This window comes from Streptococcus pseudopneumoniae, from assembly GCF_001074975.1.
GTDB classification, from domain to species: Bacteria; Bacillota; Bacilli; order Lactobacillales; family Streptococcaceae; genus Streptococcus; species Streptococcus pseudopneumoniae_D.
In genome coordinates, this window is the sequence record NZ_JUUO01000127.1 from 149725 (window position 1) to 168777 (window position 19053).

Here is a 19053-nt window from a genome sequence, read left to right on the forward strand (position 1 = left end):
TTAGTTCTCCTTTAGCACATATTCTTCAATAGCCCAGGCAACAGCTTCTTCATCATTGGTCATTGGAGTCACTACATTTGCGACTGCCTTGACTTCAGGAACAGCGTTTTGCATGGCAACACCGAGCCCTGCCCACTCAATCATAGAAAGGTCATTGGCCTCATCACCACAGGCCATAACTTGGCTTTGGTCTATTCCTAGATGGCTGATTAGTTTTGCTAAACCTGTTGCTTTATGAACATTCTTTGGTGACCACTCTAGCAACATTTCACGTGATTTAAAGATTTCATATTGGTCAAACAATTCTGGAGAAATCTTCTGAATAGCTGCATCCAAGGGTTCTTGAGCAAAGGCAGTCACGCATTTATTATAGGTCATTTGACTAGACAAGTCTTCAAAGTCCACTGGAACAAAAGTCAAAGCTGGATTGAATTTGGCATAAAGACTTTCTTGGTCAGATTGAATTTGATAAACAGTTCCTTCTGAGATAGCATCAAGAGGCAGTGATAATTTCTCTGTTTCTTCATACAAGCGTGCCACATCATCATATGAAAAGACTGTTTTATCAAGGATTTCACCTGTATTTTTCTGAACCAAACCACCATTAAATGTAATCGTATACTCATCTTCATGGCCGTCAGTCCCTAGCTCATGGAGAAAGAAATCCATAGCTTTTAAGGGACGACCAGTTGTCAATACAACCTTAATACCACGATCACGCGCAGCTTTCAAGGTTGTCTTGGTACGATCCGTCAGCTTTTTATCAGTAGTCAGCAAGGTCCCATCCAAGTCCAATGCAATCAATTTTATATCTGCCATTATAAGCCCTCCATATAAGCTATAACCGACTGGTCTTTATGGTGACCAATCACAGTCTCTGCTAATTCTAAAATTTCTGATCGTGCATTTTCAGGAGCTACAGGATGTCCCACAACCTGCATCATATGCAAGTCATTTAGATTGTCTCCAAAAGCCATAACCTGATCCATTGTGATACCAAGTTTTTTAGCTAATTCAACAATGGCCACACCCTTATCAACATAGTCCAGAACAATATCAATGGATTCAAAGCCAGTTGTCATGGCCTTAACACCAGGAACGTTTTCGTTTACCCAAGCTTCCCCAGCTTCCAGCGTTTCTTCTGTGAAGTTGGTTGTAAATTTGAAAATGTCATCTGTGATATCTTCTAAACTCGCTACTTTTTGGATATTTTCGTTATAATGCTGACTCTCTTTCAAATAAGTTTCATCAACCGTATCTAGAACATAAGAGCCTCTTTTCCCTGTTAAAAGCAATTTATTGATATCTACATAAGGTGACGTTTTCAGCTTTTCAAAAGTCGTCAAATAAAACTCACGAGACATGGTCGCTTCATACAAGTCTTGACCTTGATATTCTACCAAACTGCCATTTTCCGCAATGAAAATAATATCCTCACGAACATCAGCAAATAATTTTTCTAGAGATAAAAATCCGCGCCCCGAAGCCACCGCAAAGTAAATCCCTTTTTCCTTGTAGGAAACCAAGAGAGACTTGAGGCGGTCCATATCAAAGCACCCATTCCCATCTAGGAAGGTTCCATCCATATCTGTTGCTACTAGTTTAATTGTCATCCTTCAATACTTTCTAAATCTTTTAACTTCACAGAAACAATTTTTGAGACACCTGATTCTTGCATGGTCACTCCATAGATGGAATCAGCCGCCGCCATAGTTCCCTTACGGTGGGTTACGACGATAAACTGGCTATCCTTGTCAAAACGGTTGAGGTAATCTCCAAAGCGTTTAACATTGGCTTCGTCCAGCGCAGCCTCTACCTCATCCAAGATAACAAAAGGGATAGTCTTAACTCGAATGATAGAGAAAAGCAAAGCAAGAGCCGATAGAGCTTTTTCACCACCACTCATGAGGTTAAGAGACTGGATTTTCTTGCCTGGTGGTTGGACAGAAATCTCAACCCCAGCTGTCAGCAGGTCTCCTTCAGTCAAGATCAAGTCTGCCTGTCCTCCACAAAACATCTGCTTGAAGGTCACTTTAAAGGACTCACGAATAGCTTCAAAGGTTGATTTAAAGCGTTCCTTGACCTCATCATTCATCTCTGTAATGGTTTCAAGAAGCAAATTTTTCGCTGACAAAATGTCATCTCGCTGACTATTCAAGAAATCCAGACGGTTGTGGACTTCTTCATACTGGTCAATAGCTTCTATATTGACAGGACCCAGTGAGCGAATAGCCTTCTCTAAATCCTTAACCTCTTGCTCTGCCAGATTGAGATTTTCCAACTCATGCGCCTTTTCTAGAGCTTCAGTATAGCTAATCTGGTACTGGTCTGTTAATTGACTTTGTAAATGGCGCAAGCGCTCGCTGACTTTTTCTTTCTTGGCTTCAGCACGTGTTTGCTTGCGAATCCACTCCTCATTCTGCTGGCGAGCCTGGTCCAAATGACTAGCAATATCATCTAGTTGACCTTCAATATCATCCAATTCAAACTGCTTGCGAATCAAACCTTGTTGGAGATTTGTTTTCTGAGTTTTGGCTTCTTCAGCCTGTTGACTGAGCAGTTCTGTATCAACCTTCTCCAGATTATCAACCTTTTCTTGAAGAAGGCGCTGGATCTCCTCTTGTTCGATATCTAGATTATTTAGTTCCTTACCTAAACGTTCAATATCCGCAACTTCGTAACGTTTTTGCCCTAGCAATTCTGTCTTAAGCAGGCGAGCTTGCGCTAGCTCTTCTTGCAAGTTTTGATAACGTTCTTGGATGGCATTTTTGTTAGACTTAATCTCTTCAATCTCAGCTTCCAAAGTTTGCTTGTCACTGGCGATTGCAGCAAGGCGCTCCTGGCATTTTTCCTTATCTGCTTGCCAATCTCCTTCAGAAAGACGATCTAATTCCTCTACTTGAAGTTTCCAAAGAGTTTCTAATTCTTCAACTTGCTGACTGGTTTGCTGATAAGCGAGGGACAAGCCTTGCTCCTGAATACGAGCCTGCTCTCCTTGAGATTTGATGGCTTCTAATCTTTCTGTCAACGTAGCCATCTCGTCTTGTAAGGTCTTCAAACTCGACTCTTCTGAACGCAAGCTTGCTTCTTCTTCAGCAATTTCTTTTTGTAATTGCTCCAGTTCTGGCTTGATAAAAATGCTGTTATTCTGGCGATTGGCACCACCTGCATAAGAACCACCTGTGCGCAACTCTGTCCCATCCAATGTCACCATACGAACCTGATAATGAACCTGGCGAGCTGCTGCACGCGCATGTTCCACGCTATCAAAAATAGCTGTCGTGGCTAGCAAATTCTTGAAAATAGCTTCTAGTCTAGTATCGAATGTCACCAGCTCATCTGCCATGCCCAGAAATCCTGGACTTGTAGCAATAGCATCTTGATTCTGACTAGAAATCGTACGGGCCTTGATCGTTGTCAACGGAAGGAAGGTCGCACGACCAGCTCTGGTTCGTTTAAGGAAATCAATGGCTCTAGTTGCTGCATGTTCATCTTCCACAATAATATGCTGACTGCTTGCACCAAGCGCAATCTCAAGGGCAGTTTGATAATGCACATCAAAGGTCAGGTGCTCACTAACTGCCCCAATAATCCCACCAAGACGGTCTTTTTCTTGGAGAACACTCTTAACACCTGCATAAAAGTTACTATGATTTCTCAGGATGTTTTCCAAACTTTGAGCTCTGGCCTGCTTGTTTTTAAGACTATCCAAACGGTCAAAGAGTTGACTTTGTTGAGCTTGATAGGAAGTTTTCTGCTCCTCTTGCTCCTTGGCACAGATTTGGTAATCAGCCAATAATTTCTGAACCTGCTCCTTGGCAGTTTCAAGCTCAGCCTCTTGCTGACTTGCCTTTTCTTTAGTTGTAGCCAGTTGTTCTTTGAGCTTTTCTAATTGATCTGCTTGTTTTTGAGAAAGCTGACGGCTATTTTCTAATTCATTCTCGATGCGGGTCAGTTGGTTTGAGACATCCGCTTCTTCCTGTAAAAGCGCTACAAAGCGCTCACGTAAGTGCTCAATCATCTGATCAGGATCATCTGAAAAAGCTAGCAATTCAGCCTCTAATCGATTCAGTTTTTGATTATTTTGGACTAGATTTTCCTCTAAAAGTGCTAAAGAGCTTTCCTTATCAGATTTTTCTTTGCTGAGCGAATTTCTCTTATCCTCCAAAGCAGCCAAACGGGCTTGTGCTTCCTGTTGATTGAGGGCTACTTGCTCAGATTCCAGTTTCGATAGAGCTAATTTTCTCTCTAAATCACTAATCAGACTGGTCAAATCCATCAAACTTCCTTGATCTTTAGCCATTTCAGCCTGTAAATCTTGACGTTGCTTCTTGAGATTTTGATTTTCCTCTTCTTGTTTTTCACGCTTTTGGTAATAACTCTTCAAGAGTTCCTGAACCTGTGCCAACTCTTCTTCTGTCGACTCTAATTCAGCCTTATTTTCCTTGATTTGAGCAACCAGAACGTCTAAATAAATAGCCTTACGTTGACCTTCCAAATCTAGAAACTTACGAGCATTTTCAGCTTGCTTCTCAAGAGGCTTGATTTGATTATCCAACTCGTAGATGATGTCCTCTAAGCGGTCTAAATTATCCTGAGTTTGTTGCAGTTTACTCTCAGTTTCTTTTCTGCGAGTCTTGTATTTTAAAACTCCAGCAGCTTCTTCAAAAATAGCTCTGCGTTCCTCAGGCTTGGAATTAAAAATCTCCTCAACCTTCCCTTGAGAAATAATAGAGAAGGAATCTCGTCCCAAACCTGTATCCAAGAAAAGATCATGAATATCACGCAGACGGACTTTCTTGCCGTCAATTTTGTATTCGCTATCTCCACTACGATAGATATGGCGTTCTACCCTGATTTCTTGGCCTGCATCCTTGATAAATCCATCATTATTATCCAGAGTCACAACTACAGAAGCATAATTGAGCGGTTTGCGACTTTCAGTTCCAGCAAAGATGACATCCGGCATCTTACCACCACGGAGACTCTTAACACTTGACTCCCCTAAGGCCCAACGCAGACTTTCTGTAATATTCGACTTTCCAGATCCATTGGGTCCCACAACTGCCGTCACACCTTGGTCAAAGACGACCTTGGTCTTATCAGCAAAAGACTTGAATCCCTGAATTTCGATTTCCTTTAAATACATGAATCCAGCCCTTTCTCAACGGCATTTTTGGCAGCTTCCTGCTCTGCTAATTTCTTAGAACGGCCTTGACCTTGACCGATGCTCTTACCTTCAACAAGAACTTCTACATCAAAAACCTTATCATGGGCAGGACCCGTTTCGGAAATCACCTGATAACGGATTGCCACATCCCCATTGACCTGAAGCAACTCTTGGAGATGGGTTTTGTAGTCTGTAATCATCTCAAACTCGCCTGCTTCTACCTTAGGTATCATGACTTGATAGATAAATTCCTTGACCTTGGCCACATCCTTGTCCAAAAGGAGGGCACCAAGAAAGGCTTCAAAGGCATCACCAAGAATGGTGTCACGATTGCGTCCACCAGACTTTTCTTCCCCCTTACCAAGTTTGATAAACTGATCAAACTGGCAATCACGCGCAAAACCAGCCAAACTCTCCTCACGGACAATCATGGCACGGAGTTTAGACAAGTCCCCCTCAGGCTTTTTAGGATATTTTTTATACAGATATTCTGAAATCAATAACTGTAGAACAGCGTCTCCTAAAAATTCCAAGCGTTCATTGTGTGAAATTTTTAAGAGGCGGTGCTCATTGGCATAACTCGTATGAGTAAAGGCAGTTTCCAGTAAATTTTTGTCTGCAAATTCGATTGCAAAATGGTTTTTAAGTACAGTTTGTAATTCTTTCATACCAACCTCTTTCTAACTGATAACAGTCCTTTTTATTATATCAAAAAAAGCCCCCTGAGTCACTTTAAAACGGGACTGAAGGGGATTTGGGCATTTTTTAAAATAAGATTTTCAGTTTTATACTCAATGAAAATCAAAGAGCAAACTAGGAAACTAGCCGCAGGCTGTACTTGAGTACGACAAGGCGACGTTGACGTGGTTTGAATTTGATTTTCGAAGAGTATTAGAGGCAAATTTGAGGCAGGATAAACAAAAAGCCCTATTAAAGGCTTTTTTAGGATGTTTACATCCACCCTGAGGGAATCGAACCCCCATCTCAAGAACCGGAATCTTACGTGATATCCATTACACTAAGGGTGGAAACTTGTTTTATTATAACAGAAATTTGCTCTAATAACAAGTTTTTTTCTAGTGAGATAGCCCGTCTTAGTGGGAAGCATCCCCATTCCAGATGGAGTTTTTCACGATAACATAATCAACGTGTTTAAGGTCAGCAACCTGACGTCCACCTGCATAGGAGATAGCACTTTGAAGGTCTTGTTCCATCTCAGTTAAAGTGTCTTGCAGATGACCTTTGGCAGGAAGCAAGATACGTTTGCCTTCCACATTTTTGTAAGCACCTTTTTGATATTGTGAGGCTGAACCGTAGTATTCTTTGAACTGTTCACCATCGACTTCAATCGTTTTCCCAGGACTTTCAATGTGACCTGCAAAGAGGGAACCAATCATGACCATGCTGGCACCGAAGCGGATAGACTTAGCAATGTCACCGTGTGTACGAATTCCTCCATCAGCAATAATCGGTTTACGTGCAGCCTTAGCACACCAGCGTAGAGCAGCTAACTGCCAACCACCTGTACCAAAACCAGTCTTGACCTTGGTAATACAAACCTTACCAGGACCAATTCCAACCTTAGTAGCATCCGCACCAGCATTTTCCAATTCACGCACAGCTTCTGGTGTTCCCACATTTCCAGCAATGACAAAAGTATCTGGCAATTCTCTCTTGATGTGTTGAATCATAGAAATCACGCTATCCGCATGACCATGGGCAATGTCAATCGTGATGTATTCTGGAGCATCAGCCTTGAGCTGGCTAACGAAATCATACTCATAGTCCTTAACACCTACAGAGATAGAAGCAATGAGCCCTTGATCGTGCATACGTTTAATAAAAGGAATGCGCCCCGCCTCATCAAAACGGTGCATAATGTAGAAGTAACCACCTTTAGCTAGTTGCTCTGCTACATTTTCATCCAAAATCGTCTGCATATTAGCTGGTACAACAGGTAGTTTAAAAGTGTGATTTCCTAGAGTGACACTTGTATCTGCTTCTGCACGGCTCTTAATGACACATTTATTTGGAATCAATTGAATATCTTCGTAATCAAAAATTGGAAATTCATTTAACATATCGATGTCTCATTTCTTTTGTAATGACCTACCTATGCTTGCGCATCACTACGTCTTTTCCGACGTTTCCTTAATTTATTATAAACTAAAGTACAGTTTTTGTCAAATTATTTTATAGATTAAAATATATCGTTCGGATTTTATTTATTTAGATATAAAAAGTGGGGAGACTATTATCTACCCACTTCCTTATCAATATTCCTTTTAAAAATTTCTTCGGAGTTTTTCATCATTTCACAAAATTCATTATAAGATGAAGCCTTCTGAGGAATTTGGATAGACCATTTCTTCATCAGAGCTCCATAGCCTGCTAGCTTACCTATCTCGTTATCAACTATCTTTTCCTTGCTTGGAAAAACAAGCCCAGCTTGTTCAGCTTCTAAAATATAAGTATAAGAAATCAGTTGGAACAAGTCCTCACGATTGATTCCCTTTTCAGTCAATTCCAGTTTTTTATATTTAGCATCTAGAACAATCTTTCGTTCTATATCATAAAAATCTGGATATACTTTTCTTTCACGATTAGAAAATACTGAAATACCTTCCGTCTTATCCTTATTTCTAGGATGGATGAACTCTTTTGGCAACAAGGTATGAACATACTCTTCCCAAAGCCAGGCAACATCAAAAAGAATACCATGGATTTTTTGCTCTTGGTATCCTAAACCATGCTTTTCTCTATTTAGGATCATCAGGCAAAGCTCTTGTAATTTTCTGTATTCTCGAAAGTAGGCATGCCGAAGAGGTTTGGTTTGATTTAGTCTGATAATCTTAGCACGATCAGCTAATTTATAAGAGGGCGTTACTCGCACGATTTCCGCCACATTTTCCCTGCTAGTTGAGAGATTATCAAGAACTCCTCTCCCTATACTTTTCTGATTCTTAATGAATTCAATTGTGTGACGAATCAGTTGCATGATCGAATTGTCAAAAGTAAACTCTCTTGTTTTATAGGAAACATTTCCCGTGAAAGGAAGATTTTTCTTGAGATGATTTCCTACATCAATTACTCCCTTAACATGACTATCGTTATGAGAAAATCTCTGGTATTCCTTATAAAGGCCTTTTCGGAGAGCAGTTTGCAAATACTTAGGAAAGAGATACATCAAAAGTTGATAGAGTCTATCTTCGCGTAATAAAGCAACATCTAAACTAGTGAGATTGATATGAAGAACCTTTTGCAAAAGATAATGTAAAAAATAGTCATCACTTTCGTTTGAAAAGCGAGAAGAAATGGTTAATCTCTCCTGGCCATAACCCAGAAATCCAATGACATTTCCTGTCTTGATTTCCTGATTAACTGTTTCCAAAATCTTTTGGTCCTTATCCAAGTCCGGAGAATATTCTAGGTCATTTGGAAAAATAAAGATATTGTCTTCTTTAAAAAGGTTATCCAGTGTTCTGTCAAGGAGTGCTTGGCTTAGTTTGGGATATTCTGCGACAAAGTCTTCCTTAGCAATTCTATGCTGATTATCAGTTATCCGCATTATCATTCTCAACGCCTTCATTATTATCAGCTATAGACTCACTTGCTTCCTCTATACTTGTCTGATTAAATGCTTTTTTCAATGTATCCAAAGTTTCATCCTCTTCATAAGAACCCCGTAAATAATCTTCCAAAAGCGGTTTGAGGTAATCAGACCAGAGTAATTCATAGTCAAAATCTACATCCTTCAACTTAAGGAAATAACTTGGTCCGATATGATAATGACTGTTTAATTCCTGAACGTTTTCGATAGCAGCGTTCAAGTTTCTTAGACGAGTTTTTGCTTCTTCTGCATGGATATTCAGCTCTTTATCCAACATAGCAACTTGACTCTCGGCAGTAACTTCAACAAAACGGAAACGACGACGCATAGCAAAATCGAAGGTATCAACAGATCTGTCTATATCATTCATGGTTCCAATGATATAGACATTGTCAGGGATATAAAATTTCTCATCCGTCTCATGTAAGTTAGCATACTGAGTAGAAACACTTCCCTTTTCACTACGATAACCAGGGTCGATAGAGAAAAAGAGCTCACCAAAAATCTTAGAAATCTCACCACGATTGATTTCATCAATGATGAAAACGAATTTCTTATCTGTGTAAACCGTTGGGGATACATAATCACATAAGCCATAACTTTCTTTCATGTGATCCAAAACAATTTTTTGATAAGTTTCGTACTTTAACTTAGTCTCCTCACCCTTATATAAAAGATATACTTTTTCTTTGGTAGCAACAGGAGAATCAAACTTCACATTCCCTTGACTATTTAAACTGGCTGGAACTGAACTACGAGGGAAGAAGTATTGTCCTTGTTTTTCATTGATTGCATTCATTAGCTTAGTCCACGTTTCCTCAAAATTATCTTGTCCTCCAATCTTCTGAGCTTCTTTAGCCTTCTGGCAAAACTGCTTAAAAATACCATCTTGTAATTTAAACTCAATAGCTCCATCCCCATTTAATACCGGTCTCAATCCCTCTACAAAATCCGTATAATCATAAGATGGGTGAAACTGTACAAAGCCGATTTGATCTTCGTTTCCATCTGTTAATTCTGCAGCTATTTCTTTAGCAAGATAAGTTTTCCCAGTACCAGGTGCCCCACGGAGAATGAGGTTTTTGGATTTTCTTAATATACCACTATAGTTAAATGAAAAATCATTCCTTAACATAGTTTCACTTTCTAATTTTTTATACTTTTTCCAATTAGGATGATTCAAAAAATAGTCATAGTCTTGAATTATGATTTCATCACTTGCACCAAATTTTATTAACTGGTTAGTCTCTTTAGTTCGATACTTAATATCTGATGGAAACCATATTGTTTCTTGCCCCGTAAAGAAAAACCACTCCCTCTCTATATACTCTTTTTTCCAATCAACAATAATGGTATGCCCATCATCTAAAACCTCTTTAACAGTCGCCATTCCACGAATTTTCATCACAGAAACCTTTAAATCATCTTTCTTTACAAAAGGTACATTCTTCTTTTTGACATATGTGGATTTAGCAAATAAAACGTCACCTGGTTTAATTTTATTAAACAACTTTAACATTCTTTGATACTGTTTATTTTCCTCGTTATTATGCCATCCTAATTCCCACTTTCCTTCTTTCATAAAATATTCAAGATAATCATCATCACCAAATTTTGTACCAACAAAAAAATAGTTATTTTGTTCACTGTTCATTTGAATACTCCTTTTTACTTTCACAAGTAAGTTCTATTAATATATAGTTCATCTCTAGCATATCATATCCTATAGAAAAAGAAAAGAAATTCTAAACAAAAAGCCCAGTGTTAGGAGCTTTAATATCTCATAACACTAGACTTCTTTTCAATCTTAATAATACTCTCCCTGACGGTAGTCCCATGAGTTAAAGGTGTCTGACAGGTGCATCATAATCTTATCAATGTCAAGCCCTTTACGGATTACAACTGGAGCTGGTGAAGTTGAGCGTGCTCCTCCTTGTTCTGGGATGAGTTGGCCATCTTTATCGACCATAGAGACCATCACACCTTGCTCGTAGCGAGTTTCAATCGTTTTGTCAGGTTGGATGGATGCCACATAGTCGTCTGCTTCGATGACAAGGTCAACTGCTCCTTCGATACGTTCTCCGATTCCTTCCACCTTACCACGATTTCCTTTTCCAGATGGGTTTGCAGATGAAGCGTAGACCATCTTGCCTTCTTCCCAAAGTTTGGCAGCCAATTGTTCACCAGCTTTACCAAACTTGATAACGAAACAGCTAGTTCCACGAACATCAGTCATCAGTTCTTCACGGCCATCACCGTATGCTTTGAGTTTTTCAAAGGCTTCTGGTTTCCAAGGAAGGATACAGCCAAGAAGAATATCTTCATCCCAATGTTTTTGGTAAAAGTCTTCAATTTCTGGATTGAGTTGTGCTAAAGCGCGAAGTTCATCCATGCTACCGCAGAGAACAACACCTGGCTTGTTACGATTACGCTCTTTAGCTGCGAACTTACGCTCAAGTCCTGCCTTATCGCTCGTCATGATGATGTAGCCAACTTTGGTAGGGCAAACGATACAACCGCCCTCACCTTTTAGAATATCATAGCCTTCTTGTGAAAGTGTTCCGTTCCATTGAATGTGTTTTGTCATAGTTCTATTTCCTTTTCTAATTTTCTTCTAATCCTGCCAGTAGGCTGGTCGTTGTTTTTCATAAGCAGCAATCAAATCTTCATACTGCAAGGTAATACCGATATCATCCAAACCATTTAAGAGCTTGTGTTTCCACTCGCTATCAATATCAAAAGTGAATTCTCCAACTGGTGAGATGATTTTTTGTTGTTCCAAGTCCACAGTTATCTGGTCACTTGGTTGTAGCTGGGATAATTTCTCTCTAACTTCTCTGGGCTGAACAATGGGCAACATACCATTATTGAGTTCATTATTGTAATGAATATCCCCAAAAGACCCTGCAATCACGACCTTAAAACCATAGTCCGCTAGAGCCCAAGCTGCATGCTCCCTCGAAGATCCTGCGCCAAAGTTATCCCCTGAGATGAGAATGCTAGCTTTCCGATATTCAGGTCGGTTAAAGACAAAGTCTGGGTCCTCGGTGTACTTGTCATCCAGATAACGCCAAGCATACATGAGGTACTTACCAAAGCCTTTTTTATCAATTAACTTGAGAAACTGCTTGGGAAGGATTTGGTCAGTATCAATGTTATCATTCATGAGAGGAACAGTCGTTCCCGTATAAACTGTAAATTTCTCCATATCCTCTCCTTACTGGGCTTCTGGCATTTTCCGAACATCTACAAAGCGCCCTGCGATAGCTGCCGCAGCTGCCATGGCTGGACTGCAGAGATGGGTCTTAGCACCAAATCCCTGTCTGTCTTCAAAGTTGCGATTGCTGGTTGAGGCGCAGTGGACACCATCAGGTACCTTGTCAGGATTCATCCCTAGGCACATGGAGCAACCTGGTTCTCTCCACTCAAAGCCAGCATCTAGAAAGACCTTGTCTAAACCCAACTTCTCAGCAGCTCGTTTCACAGGACGAGAGCCTGGTACTACGATTGCTGTTAGGTTGGGAGCAATTTTCTTCCCTTTAACAAATCTCGCAGCCAGCTGTAAATCGCTGAGACGAGCATTGGTACAAGACCCGATAAAAATATAACCTAGTTCAATGTCCTCTGGCTTTTGACCAGGCTCCAAGTTCATGTAATTGTAGGCTCGCTCATCATTCATATCCTTAATTTCTGGGAAGCTGCTGTCAAAGTCAACCCCCATAGCAGGATTGGTTCCCCAGGTAACCATAGGAGCTAGGTCAGAAACATCCATCCGGATAACCTTATCGTAAACGGCATCATCATCACTGACAATCGTTTTCCAATCCGCCACAGCCTCTTCGAAGTCCTTTGGAACACATTCTCGTCCCTTGAGATAGTCATAAGTGATCTGATCTGGATTCATGATACCCATCTTAGATCCAAACTCAATGGACATATTGCAAATGGTCATTCGCTCTTCCATGCTCAGTGCATCAATGGCTTGTCCACGATATTCCACGATATAACCAACACCACAGGCAACGCCGTACTTGGCAATCAAGGCGAGAATATAATCCTTGGAATAAACTCCTTTTTGAGGAACACCTGTGAATTCTACCAGCATTTTCTTGGGTTTGACCTGCCAGAGTGTCTGTGTAGCAAAGACATGCTCCACCTCACTGGTCCCAATTCCAAAGGCGATAGCTCCGAAAGCTCCGTGGGTTGCTGTATGACTATCCCCACAGACGATGAATTTTCCTGGTTGGGTCCGCCCTGTTTCAGGTCCAACCATATGAACAATACCCTGCTTTTCAGAACCGTGGGCCGCATGCTCAATCCCAAACTCCTCAACATTTTCAGCCAGCTTATCAATTTGAGCCTTGGAAATTACATCTCGAATATCATAGATATTGACCGTCGGGACGTTGTGGTCAAAGGTTCCAAATGTCAAGTCTGGTCGTCTCAATCTGCGTCCTGCATCTCTTAATCCTTGAAAAGCCTGAGGACTGGTCACCTCGTGAATATAGTGCTGGTCCACATACATGAGTTGGGGCTGCCCCTCTTCTCCTGTGATGACATGGCGGTCCCATAATTTATCAAAAATCGATTTTCCTGCCATCCATTACCTCCAAATAACATATAAGGCTACTAGTGTGGTCACCATCCCAAGAAACCAAACTGTTTTAAAGTACCATTTTCTAGTCTTGTGGTGAAAGGTCATTCCTGCTAACCAAGCACCAAATCCAGCACAAGTAAAGGCTAAAATGAGTAAGATTTTCTCTGGAATGCGCCACGTACGTCTCCTTGCCTTGGATTTGTCAATGCCATAAATCAAGAAAACCATGACATTCCAAATCAAAAGGGCTAGAGTAATTTTTTCGTCTAACTTCATAATCTTGCAATAATAGCTTCCGTCATTTCCTTGGTCGAAGCCTGTCCTCCTATATCTCTCGTTAAAATGCCAGCAGCTAGTGCACTCTCCACAGCTTGTTCGATACGCTCTGCATCCTCATAACGTCCAAAACTATCTCTCAGCATCATGGCAACTGATAAAATCATGGAAATAGGATTGGCAATTCCTTGACCTGCAATATCTGGAGCTGAACCGTGAATGGGCTCATAAAGGCTTGGTCCATTTTCAGAATGACTGGCTGATGGCATGACCCCAAGTGTGCCAGATAGGACGCTTGATTCATCCGAGAGAATATCTCCGAAAAGATTCTCCGTTACAATAACATCAAACTTAGCAGGATTGGTAATCATAAGCATGGCAGCTGAGTCCACTAACTGGTGTTCCAAGGTCACATCTGGAAAATCCTGTGCGACCTTCTCAGCTACTCTACGCCAGAGTTTTGATGTTGCCAACACATTTTGTTTATCGATGCTGGTAAGGATTTTTCTCCGACTTCTTGCAATTTCAAAGGCCTTTCGAATAATTCGCTCCACTTCCTCATAGCTATAATCGTTGATATCACGCGCTTTTCGCTTTTCAAGAATATGATCTCCAAAGTAAATTCCGCCAGTCAACTCCCGCACCACAACAAAGTCTACACCAGCAATTCGTTCTGGTTTGAGAGGTGACAAATGCTTAAGATTCTCAAAAATCTTAACTGGGCGAATATTGGCATAAAGATTGAGTTCCTTACGGAGAGCCAGCAGTCCTTGTTCAGGCCGAATAACTGCCCCATCATACTGGGGACTACCGATAGCTGCTAGGAGAATGGCATCTGCTTCTCTACTTGCCTTGAGGGTTTCATCAGGTAAGGGATGCCCTGCGACATCTATACCTGCACCGCCAAAAGGTTGTCTGTCTATCTCATAATCAAAGTCTGTTTTTTTAGCTAAAGCTTCCAGAACATCTAAACCGGCCTCCATGATTTCTGGACCGATTCCGTCCCCTGCTAGAGCTACTATTTTCTTTGTCATAGCATTCTCCTTTACAAACTAGGCATGTCACGGTAGGAAACACTTCTTCCCATCTCACCAGCATTCTCCTTTTGAACAAAGGTATTAGCATTGATGTAGGCAATAGCCGAAGCTTTCAACACATCAAAGTCCAGACCTGCTGCATTAAAGATGGTCTCTGTATCTCTATTTTCAACAGTGACCAAAACCCGAGCTTGAGCATCGATTCCATCCGTTACAGCATCAATAGTGTAGGACACCAAGCGAACAGATTGATTAAAGAACTTATCAATAGCGTTAAAGATTGCTTCAACGGAACCTTGCCCTGTCGCATTAAACTCAACCTTCTCACCATCCATATTAGCTAGGCTAACGAGCGCTTCGATGTCATTATCAGCATGAGTTTGCAGTTGTAAATCATCAAAGTGGAAGCCTTCTGGATTTTCAACCATGGTGCCAGCTACCATAGCTCGAATATCTGCATCTGTTATTTCTTGTTTCTTGTCGGCCAGTGCCTTGAACTTAGCGAAGAGTGGCTTGATGTCCTCTTCTGTAAAGTCTAGGGCTAATTCTCTTAGTTTCTCGACAAAGGCATGGCGACCTGACAATTTTCCAAGTGGGAGGCTATTACTCTTGACACCGACCAATTCAGGAGTGATTATCTCATAAGTGAGAGGATTTTTAAGGACTCCATCTTGGTGAATACCAGACTCGTGGGAGAAGGCATTACCACCAACCACAGCCTTGTTTTTAGGAACTGGAATACCAGAGAAGCGAGAAACCATTTCAGACGTATTCATTGTTTCATCCAAAACAATATCACTAGTTGCTTGGAAGAAATCCTCACGAATCTTCAAAGCAACAGCTACTTCTTCAAGAGCAACATTACCTGCGCGTTCACCGATACCATTAATAGTTCCCTGGACACGTCCAGCACCGTGTTTAATTGCTATCAAAGTATTTGCAGTTGCCATACCGAGATCATCGTGACAGTGAACACCAAAGACAACTTTATGATCTGATTTAATATTTTCAGTCAAGTGATCAAAGATACGTGCAAACTCTTCTGGAGTCGTAAAGCCAACTGTGTCAGGGATATTGATATAAGATGCACCTGCATCGACCGCTGTTTGAACAACTTGTAAGAGGAAATCCAACTCTGTTCTAGTCGCATCTTCAGGAGAGAATTCGACGATTTCAAACTTAGAACGTGCGTAAGAAACATGTTCCTTGATGGCTTCTAAAATCTCTTCCTTGCTCTTATTGAGCTTATACTTGCGGTGAATCGGACTAGTAGCGATAAAGACATGAATTTGTGGATACTTGGCATCCTTAAGAGCCTCATAACAAGCATCAATATCAGATTTTACAGAACGAGCTAATCCTGTCACTGCTGTTTTTTTCATGGCTCTAGCAATTTCTTGAACGGCTATAAATGAATCTGGACTAGCAGCTGGAAAACCAGCTTCAATTACAGAAATTCCCCATTTCTCCAGCTGTCTTGCAATGGAAACTTTTTCCTTTATTGAGAAGTTAACACCAGGTGTTTGTTCCCCATCACGAAGGCTTGTATCAAAAAATTCAACTTTACGCATAAGATTTCCCCTTTTCCAAATGTGGTTTTAAAAAAACATCTCGCTCAGAATTCCAAGCGAGATGTTGATTTACTCCCGCTTGGTAAGCCAAACAGGACTAATGCTTTTTGCACTAGCCCGAGTACCTCAACAACAAAGCAAATTGATTAAACTTAGCTGTTTTCATGTTTGACTTTCTCCTTCGTTTGATATCTTGTTTAGTATTTTAGCATAGACAAAAGCGCTTGTCAAGAAAAAATCAAATATTTTCTGAAAATTTCTTCAGTAGAGAATATTTCGCTAATTGAAAGTTATTGAAAAAATATTGATACTCAATGAAAATCAAAGAGCAAACTAGGAAGCTAGCCGCAGGTTACTCAAAGCACTGCTTTAAGGTTGCAAATGGAATCTGACGTGATTTGAAGAGATTTTCGAAGAGTATGAAATGTTTCATTTTTTAGAGGTTAAGTTCCAACTTCTTTCTATCAATTCCAGTACTTCTTCATCTACCAAAGTATCATCAAGGGCCACACTAATCCAGTAACGTTTGTTCATATGAAAGGCTGGATAAATGCCCTTTTTTGAAAGTAAATCAGCCACTTGGTCATGTTTGAGATTGACTGCTTCCACTTGCCCTTCTCTGCCCTTTTCCAGCTTATTCCAAGAGATTTTCATCAAGACAGCATACCACTTTTGATTGCCTTCATGTCTTAACACTGCTGTATCAGGCGATTTCTCCCACAGATACTCCAACTGATTACCATATTTTTCCTGAACTTGAGTCATGATTCGCTTAGTCTGAGGATAGATAAAATCTTGCACATCAAAACAAGCCTTCCGAATCTGGTAAAGAATCTCCAGACAAGCCTCACGGACATTTCCGACAAAACTTCCTCTCATACTTTCCATATGAACTTGAGGATAGAGGTCACCAGTCTCCTGGTCAAAGACTTGAAATCTCACATTATCAACAGTAATGGATACAGTCATGACAAAGTCTCCATCCAAAATCTGGAAACTGTAGGTCCAGACTCCCTCATTTTCTATAAAACCATACGCACTGGTTTTCTCTTGATTAAATTGATAGGATTTAAAAATTTCAAACATAAGTGAAAACTGCTACCCAAAGCTAGCAGTTCCTTTCTATTTTTTAAAAGACAACCTTGGTTCCATGAAGTTGTGTCACGCCCAGCTGGTCGATAAAGGTTTGACGGTTGTCAAGGTCAATCCCCCCACCTGGTAAAATTTCAATCTTACCTTTAGCGTGCTCCAAAATTCTATGATAGTGAGCAAAGCGTTTCTCTAAAGAGTCGCTAGACACACCAGCACGAGTTAAGATACGAGTGACACCAGCTTGGCTGAGCCAATCAATAGCTTCTAGCTGATCTTCATCGCTCAATTCATCGAAGGCCATGTGAAAGACAATTTCCATGCCTTTAGATGCATCAATCAATTTTTCAAGGTTGGCTTTGTCCAACTTCTTATCTGCTGTCAATGCACCAAAGACAACTCCTTGACTACCTGCCTGAGAAGTTAAAGCAATATCCTCAAGCATGATGGCAACTTCTAAATCATTGTAGACAAAGTCACCACCACGTGGGCGAATCATAGTCATGATGGTCGTATCGTAGTCGGCAGCCAGTTCCACAGCCGCCTTAGTAACTCCGTAACTTGGAGTTGTTCCACCAACTGCTAAATTATCACAGAGCTCAATACGACGAGCTCCTGCCTGCATAGCTTTTTCAAGCAAGGTTACATTTTCAGCACAAAATTCGTGAATCATTTGATTCTCCTTAAAGATTACTTTAAATTTATTATATCATATTATTTTGAATATGCTTTCATTTATATCAAGGAAAATAGTTACTATTTTTTATTCTTTGTCTGGAATGACCTTGAAGAGATAATAGGTGATAAAGATGGTCAAAGCTCCCAGACCGATTTTGACCGGCAAAAGAGGCGCAAAGTAAATGGAAATTCCCATCAAGATGTAGATGGATACGATGATTTTTTTCTTACGTTCACGCGCAATGGACTTGCTCTCACGAAAATCAGCTACATATGCTTGATAGAGCTTGGTATGGTAAAGCCAATCTTCGAAGCGCTTGGAGCTTCTGGAGAAACAAGCAATAGACAACAAAAGGAAAGGCGTTGTCGGCAACAAAGGTAAAACAACCCCAACAATAGCCAAGGCAAGTGATAAAAAACCAATAATAAGATAAATAATACGCATAACTTCTCCTAGTTAAAATAATCTTCTTCTAGTTTCGCATACAATGATGAATTTTGTCAAGTTCTAACCCAAAAGAGCCTTTTGTCTCAGGCTCTTTTCACAAAAAGTGAACAAAGCAGATTTTCTGAAAATCAGAATTCTGTCTTGTTCACCTTTATTACATATTAAGTCTAAAAATTCAAATAAAGAATATCTATACTTAAAACATTATTGTTCATAGTACTTATCTTTATTTTTTGAGAATTTGCCCTACTGAAATAGATGAAGTCTTCCTTTCAAAATTTAAAAGATCTTAATCTTCTTTTTTCTTTTGAGCTAGACCAAAAAGTGATGCAACCATACCGACAATTCCAAGTCCAGTCATAACTGCATTTGAATCCGTACCAGTATTTGGCAATTGAGGAGTATTTTCTTTAGCAGAGGTTTGTTTCTCTGGAATCACTGGTTTCTCTGGAGTCACTGGTTTCTCTGGAGTCACTGGTTTCTCTGGAGTCACTGGTTTCTCTGGAGTTACTGGTACGATTGGAACGTAGATGATTGGTGTGTCGTCACCTGGTTTTTCAGGAGTGATTGGTTTTCC

17 protein-coding genes and 1 tRNA gene are annotated in these 19053 nt (G+C 40.4%); all 18 read right to left on the reverse strand.

The window, feature by feature from the left end; all coding sequences use genetic code 11:
• Window positions 1–819: a Cof-type HAD-IIB family hydrolase gene (locus tag ADI86_RS09145; RefSeq protein WP_049532685.1), complete on the reverse strand. Its 819-nt coding sequence runs from the start codon at window positions 817–819 to the stop codon at window positions 1–3.
• Entirely contained in the window at window positions 819–1613 is a 795-nt protein-coding gene (locus ADI86_RS09150) for a Cof-type HAD-IIB family hydrolase (RefSeq protein WP_049532686.1), read from the reverse strand. Before ADI86_RS09150 ends, ADI86_RS09145 begins: the two co-directional genes overlap by 1 nt.
• Window positions 1610–5149 carry a chromosome segregation protein SMC gene (gene smc, locus ADI86_RS09155; RefSeq protein ID WP_049532688.1) on the reverse strand — a complete coding sequence of 1180 codons (3540 nt, stop codon included), beginning with the start codon at window positions 5147–5149 and terminating at the stop codon, window positions 1610–1612. The genes ADI86_RS09150 and smc overlap by 4 nt, the downstream gene beginning before the upstream one ends.
• Window positions 5140–5838: a ribonuclease III gene (gene rnc / locus ADI86_RS09160; RefSeq protein WP_000661487.1), complete on the reverse strand. Its 699-nt coding sequence runs from the start codon at window positions 5836–5838 to the stop codon at window positions 5140–5142. The genes smc and rnc overlap by 10 nt, the downstream gene beginning before the upstream one ends.
• Before the next feature lie 288 nt (window positions 5839–6126).
• Window positions 6127–6198 (reverse strand) — tRNA-Arg (locus ADI86_RS09165).
• Between the two features lie 66 nt (window positions 6199–6264).
• A complete protein-coding gene (locus ADI86_RS09170; RefSeq protein ID WP_049532690.1) occupies window positions 6265–7251 on the reverse strand; it encodes a GMP reductase in 987 nt (328 codons plus the stop codon).
• A gap of 173 nt (window positions 7252–7424) precedes the next feature.
• Window positions 7425–8738 (reverse strand): McrC family protein, encoded by a 1314-nt coding sequence (locus tag ADI86_RS09175; protein WP_049532691.1) that lies wholly within the window; start codon window positions 8736–8738, stop codon window positions 7425–7427.
• Window positions 8725–10434, reverse strand: a complete 1710-nt coding sequence (locus ADI86_RS09180; RefSeq protein WP_049532692.1) for an McrB family protein — start codon at window positions 10432–10434, stop codon at window positions 8725–8727. The genes ADI86_RS09175 and ADI86_RS09180 overlap by 14 nt, the downstream gene beginning before the upstream one ends.
• 153 nt (window positions 10435–10587) lie before the next feature.
• The gene (locus tag ADI86_RS09185) at window positions 10588–11367 is read right to left on the reverse strand and encodes an L-threonylcarbamoyladenylate synthase (protein ID WP_049532693.1); all 780 of its coding nucleotides are present in this window, start codon (window positions 11365–11367) and stop codon (window positions 10588–10590) included.
• A 27-nt stretch (window positions 11368–11394) separates the two neighbouring features.
• Window positions 11395–11988, reverse strand: coding sequence for a 3-isopropylmalate dehydratase small subunit (gene leuD, locus ADI86_RS09190; RefSeq protein ID WP_049532694.1), 594 nt, complete (start codon window positions 11986–11988; stop codon window positions 11395–11397).
• A 9-nt stretch (window positions 11989–11997) separates the two neighbouring features.
• Window positions 11998–13380: a 3-isopropylmalate dehydratase large subunit gene (leuC, locus tag ADI86_RS09195; RefSeq protein ID WP_049532696.1), complete on the reverse strand. Its 1383-nt coding sequence runs from the start codon at window positions 13378–13380 to the stop codon at window positions 11998–12000.
• Between the two features lie 3 nt (window positions 13381–13383).
• Window positions 13384–13653 (reverse strand): DUF1294 domain-containing protein, encoded by a 270-nt coding sequence (locus ADI86_RS09200; protein ID WP_049532697.1) that lies wholly within the window; start codon window positions 13651–13653, stop codon window positions 13384–13386.
• Complete coding sequence (gene leuB / locus ADI86_RS09205; RefSeq protein WP_049532698.1) at window positions 13650–14687, reverse strand: 3-isopropylmalate dehydrogenase; 1038 nt, start codon at window positions 14685–14687, stop codon at window positions 13650–13652. The genes ADI86_RS09200 and leuB overlap by 4 nt, the downstream gene beginning before the upstream one ends.
• 11 nt (window positions 14688–14698) lie before the next feature.
• On the reverse strand, window positions 14699–16261 hold the full coding sequence (locus ADI86_RS09210; protein ID WP_049532700.1) for a 2-isopropylmalate synthase: 1563 nt from the start codon (window positions 16259–16261) through the stop codon (window positions 14699–14701).
• Between the two features lie 429 nt (window positions 16262–16690).
• A complete protein-coding gene (locus ADI86_RS09215; protein WP_049532702.1) occupies window positions 16691–17347 on the reverse strand; it encodes an MmcQ/YjbR family DNA-binding protein in 657 nt (218 codons plus the stop codon).
• A gap of 43 nt (window positions 17348–17390) precedes the next feature.
• The gene (locus ADI86_RS09220; RefSeq protein ID WP_049532703.1) at window positions 17391–18023 is read right to left on the reverse strand and encodes a copper homeostasis protein CutC; all 633 of its coding nucleotides are present in this window, start codon (window positions 18021–18023) and stop codon (window positions 17391–17393) included.
• 90 nt (window positions 18024–18113) lie between these two features.
• A complete protein-coding gene (locus ADI86_RS09225; RefSeq protein WP_049532704.1) occupies window positions 18114–18473 on the reverse strand; it encodes a YbaN family protein in 360 nt (119 codons plus the stop codon).
• Between the two features lie 292 nt (window positions 18474–18765).
• Window positions 18766–19053, reverse strand: a 288-nt coding sequence (locus ADI86_RS12495; RefSeq protein WP_049532705.1) for an LPXTG cell wall anchor domain-containing protein, incomplete at its 5' end; no start/stop codon positions are given.

What these genes read in the sequence shown, in the direction of transcription:
- ADI86_RS09210 (WP_049532700.1), bottom strand. Translation starts at nt 16,261, where the DNA reads ATGCGTAAAGTTGAATTTTTTGATACAAGCCTTCGTGATGGGGAACAA.
- leuB (WP_049532698.1), bottom strand. Translation starts at nt 14,687, where the DNA reads ATGACAAAGAAAATAGTAGCTCTAGCAGGGGACGGAATCGGTCCAGAA.
- ADI86_RS09200 (WP_049532697.1), bottom strand. Translation starts at nt 13,653, where the DNA reads ATGAAGTTAGACGAAAAAATTACTCTAGCCCTTTTGATTTGGAATGTC.
- ADI86_RS09185 (WP_049532693.1), bottom strand. Translation starts at nt 11,367, where the DNA reads ATGACAAAACACATTCAATGGAACGGAACACTTTCACAAGAAGGCTAT.
- ADI86_RS09170 (WP_049532690.1), bottom strand. Translation starts at nt 7,251, where the DNA reads ATGTTAAATGAATTTCCAATTTTTGATTACGAAGATATTCAATTGATT.
- ADI86_RS09145 (WP_049532685.1), bottom strand. Translation starts at nt 819, where the DNA reads ATGGCAGATATAAAATTGATTGCATTGGACTTGGATGGGACCTTGCTG.
- leuC (WP_049532696.1), bottom strand. Translation starts at nt 13,380, where the DNA reads ATGGCAGGAAAATCGATTTTTGATAAATTATGGGACCGCCATGTCATC.
- ADI86_RS09175 (WP_049532691.1), bottom strand. Translation starts at nt 8,738, where the DNA reads ATGCGGATAACTGATAATCAGCATAGAATTGCTAAGGAAGACTTTGTC.
- ADI86_RS09180 (WP_049532692.1), bottom strand. Translation starts at nt 10,434, where the DNA reads ATGAACAGTGAACAAAATAACTATTTTTTTGTTGGTACAAAATTTGGT.
- leuD (WP_049532694.1), bottom strand. Translation starts at nt 11,988, where the DNA reads ATGGAGAAATTTACAGTTTATACGGGAACGACTGTTCCTCTCATGAAT.
- ADI86_RS09215 (WP_049532702.1), bottom strand. Translation starts at nt 17,347, where the DNA reads ATGTTTGAAATTTTTAAATCCTATCAATTTAATCAAGAGAAAACCAGT.
- ADI86_RS09220 (WP_049532703.1), bottom strand. Translation starts at nt 18,023, where the DNA reads ATGATTCACGAATTTTGTGCTGAAAATGTAACCTTGCTTGAAAAAGCT.
- ADI86_RS09150 (WP_049532686.1), bottom strand. Translation starts at nt 1,613, where the DNA reads ATGACAATTAAACTAGTAGCAACAGATATGGATGGAACCTTCCTAGAT.
- ADI86_RS09225 (WP_049532704.1), bottom strand. Translation starts at nt 18,473, where the DNA reads ATGCGTATTATTTATCTTATTATTGGTTTTTTATCACTTGCCTTGGCT.
- rnc (WP_000661487.1), bottom strand. Translation starts at nt 5,838, where the DNA reads ATGAAAGAATTACAAACTGTACTTAAAAACCATTTTGCAATCGAATTT.
- smc (WP_049532688.1), bottom strand. Translation starts at nt 5,149, where the DNA reads ATGTATTTAAAGGAAATCGAAATTCAGGGATTCAAGTCTTTTGCTGAT.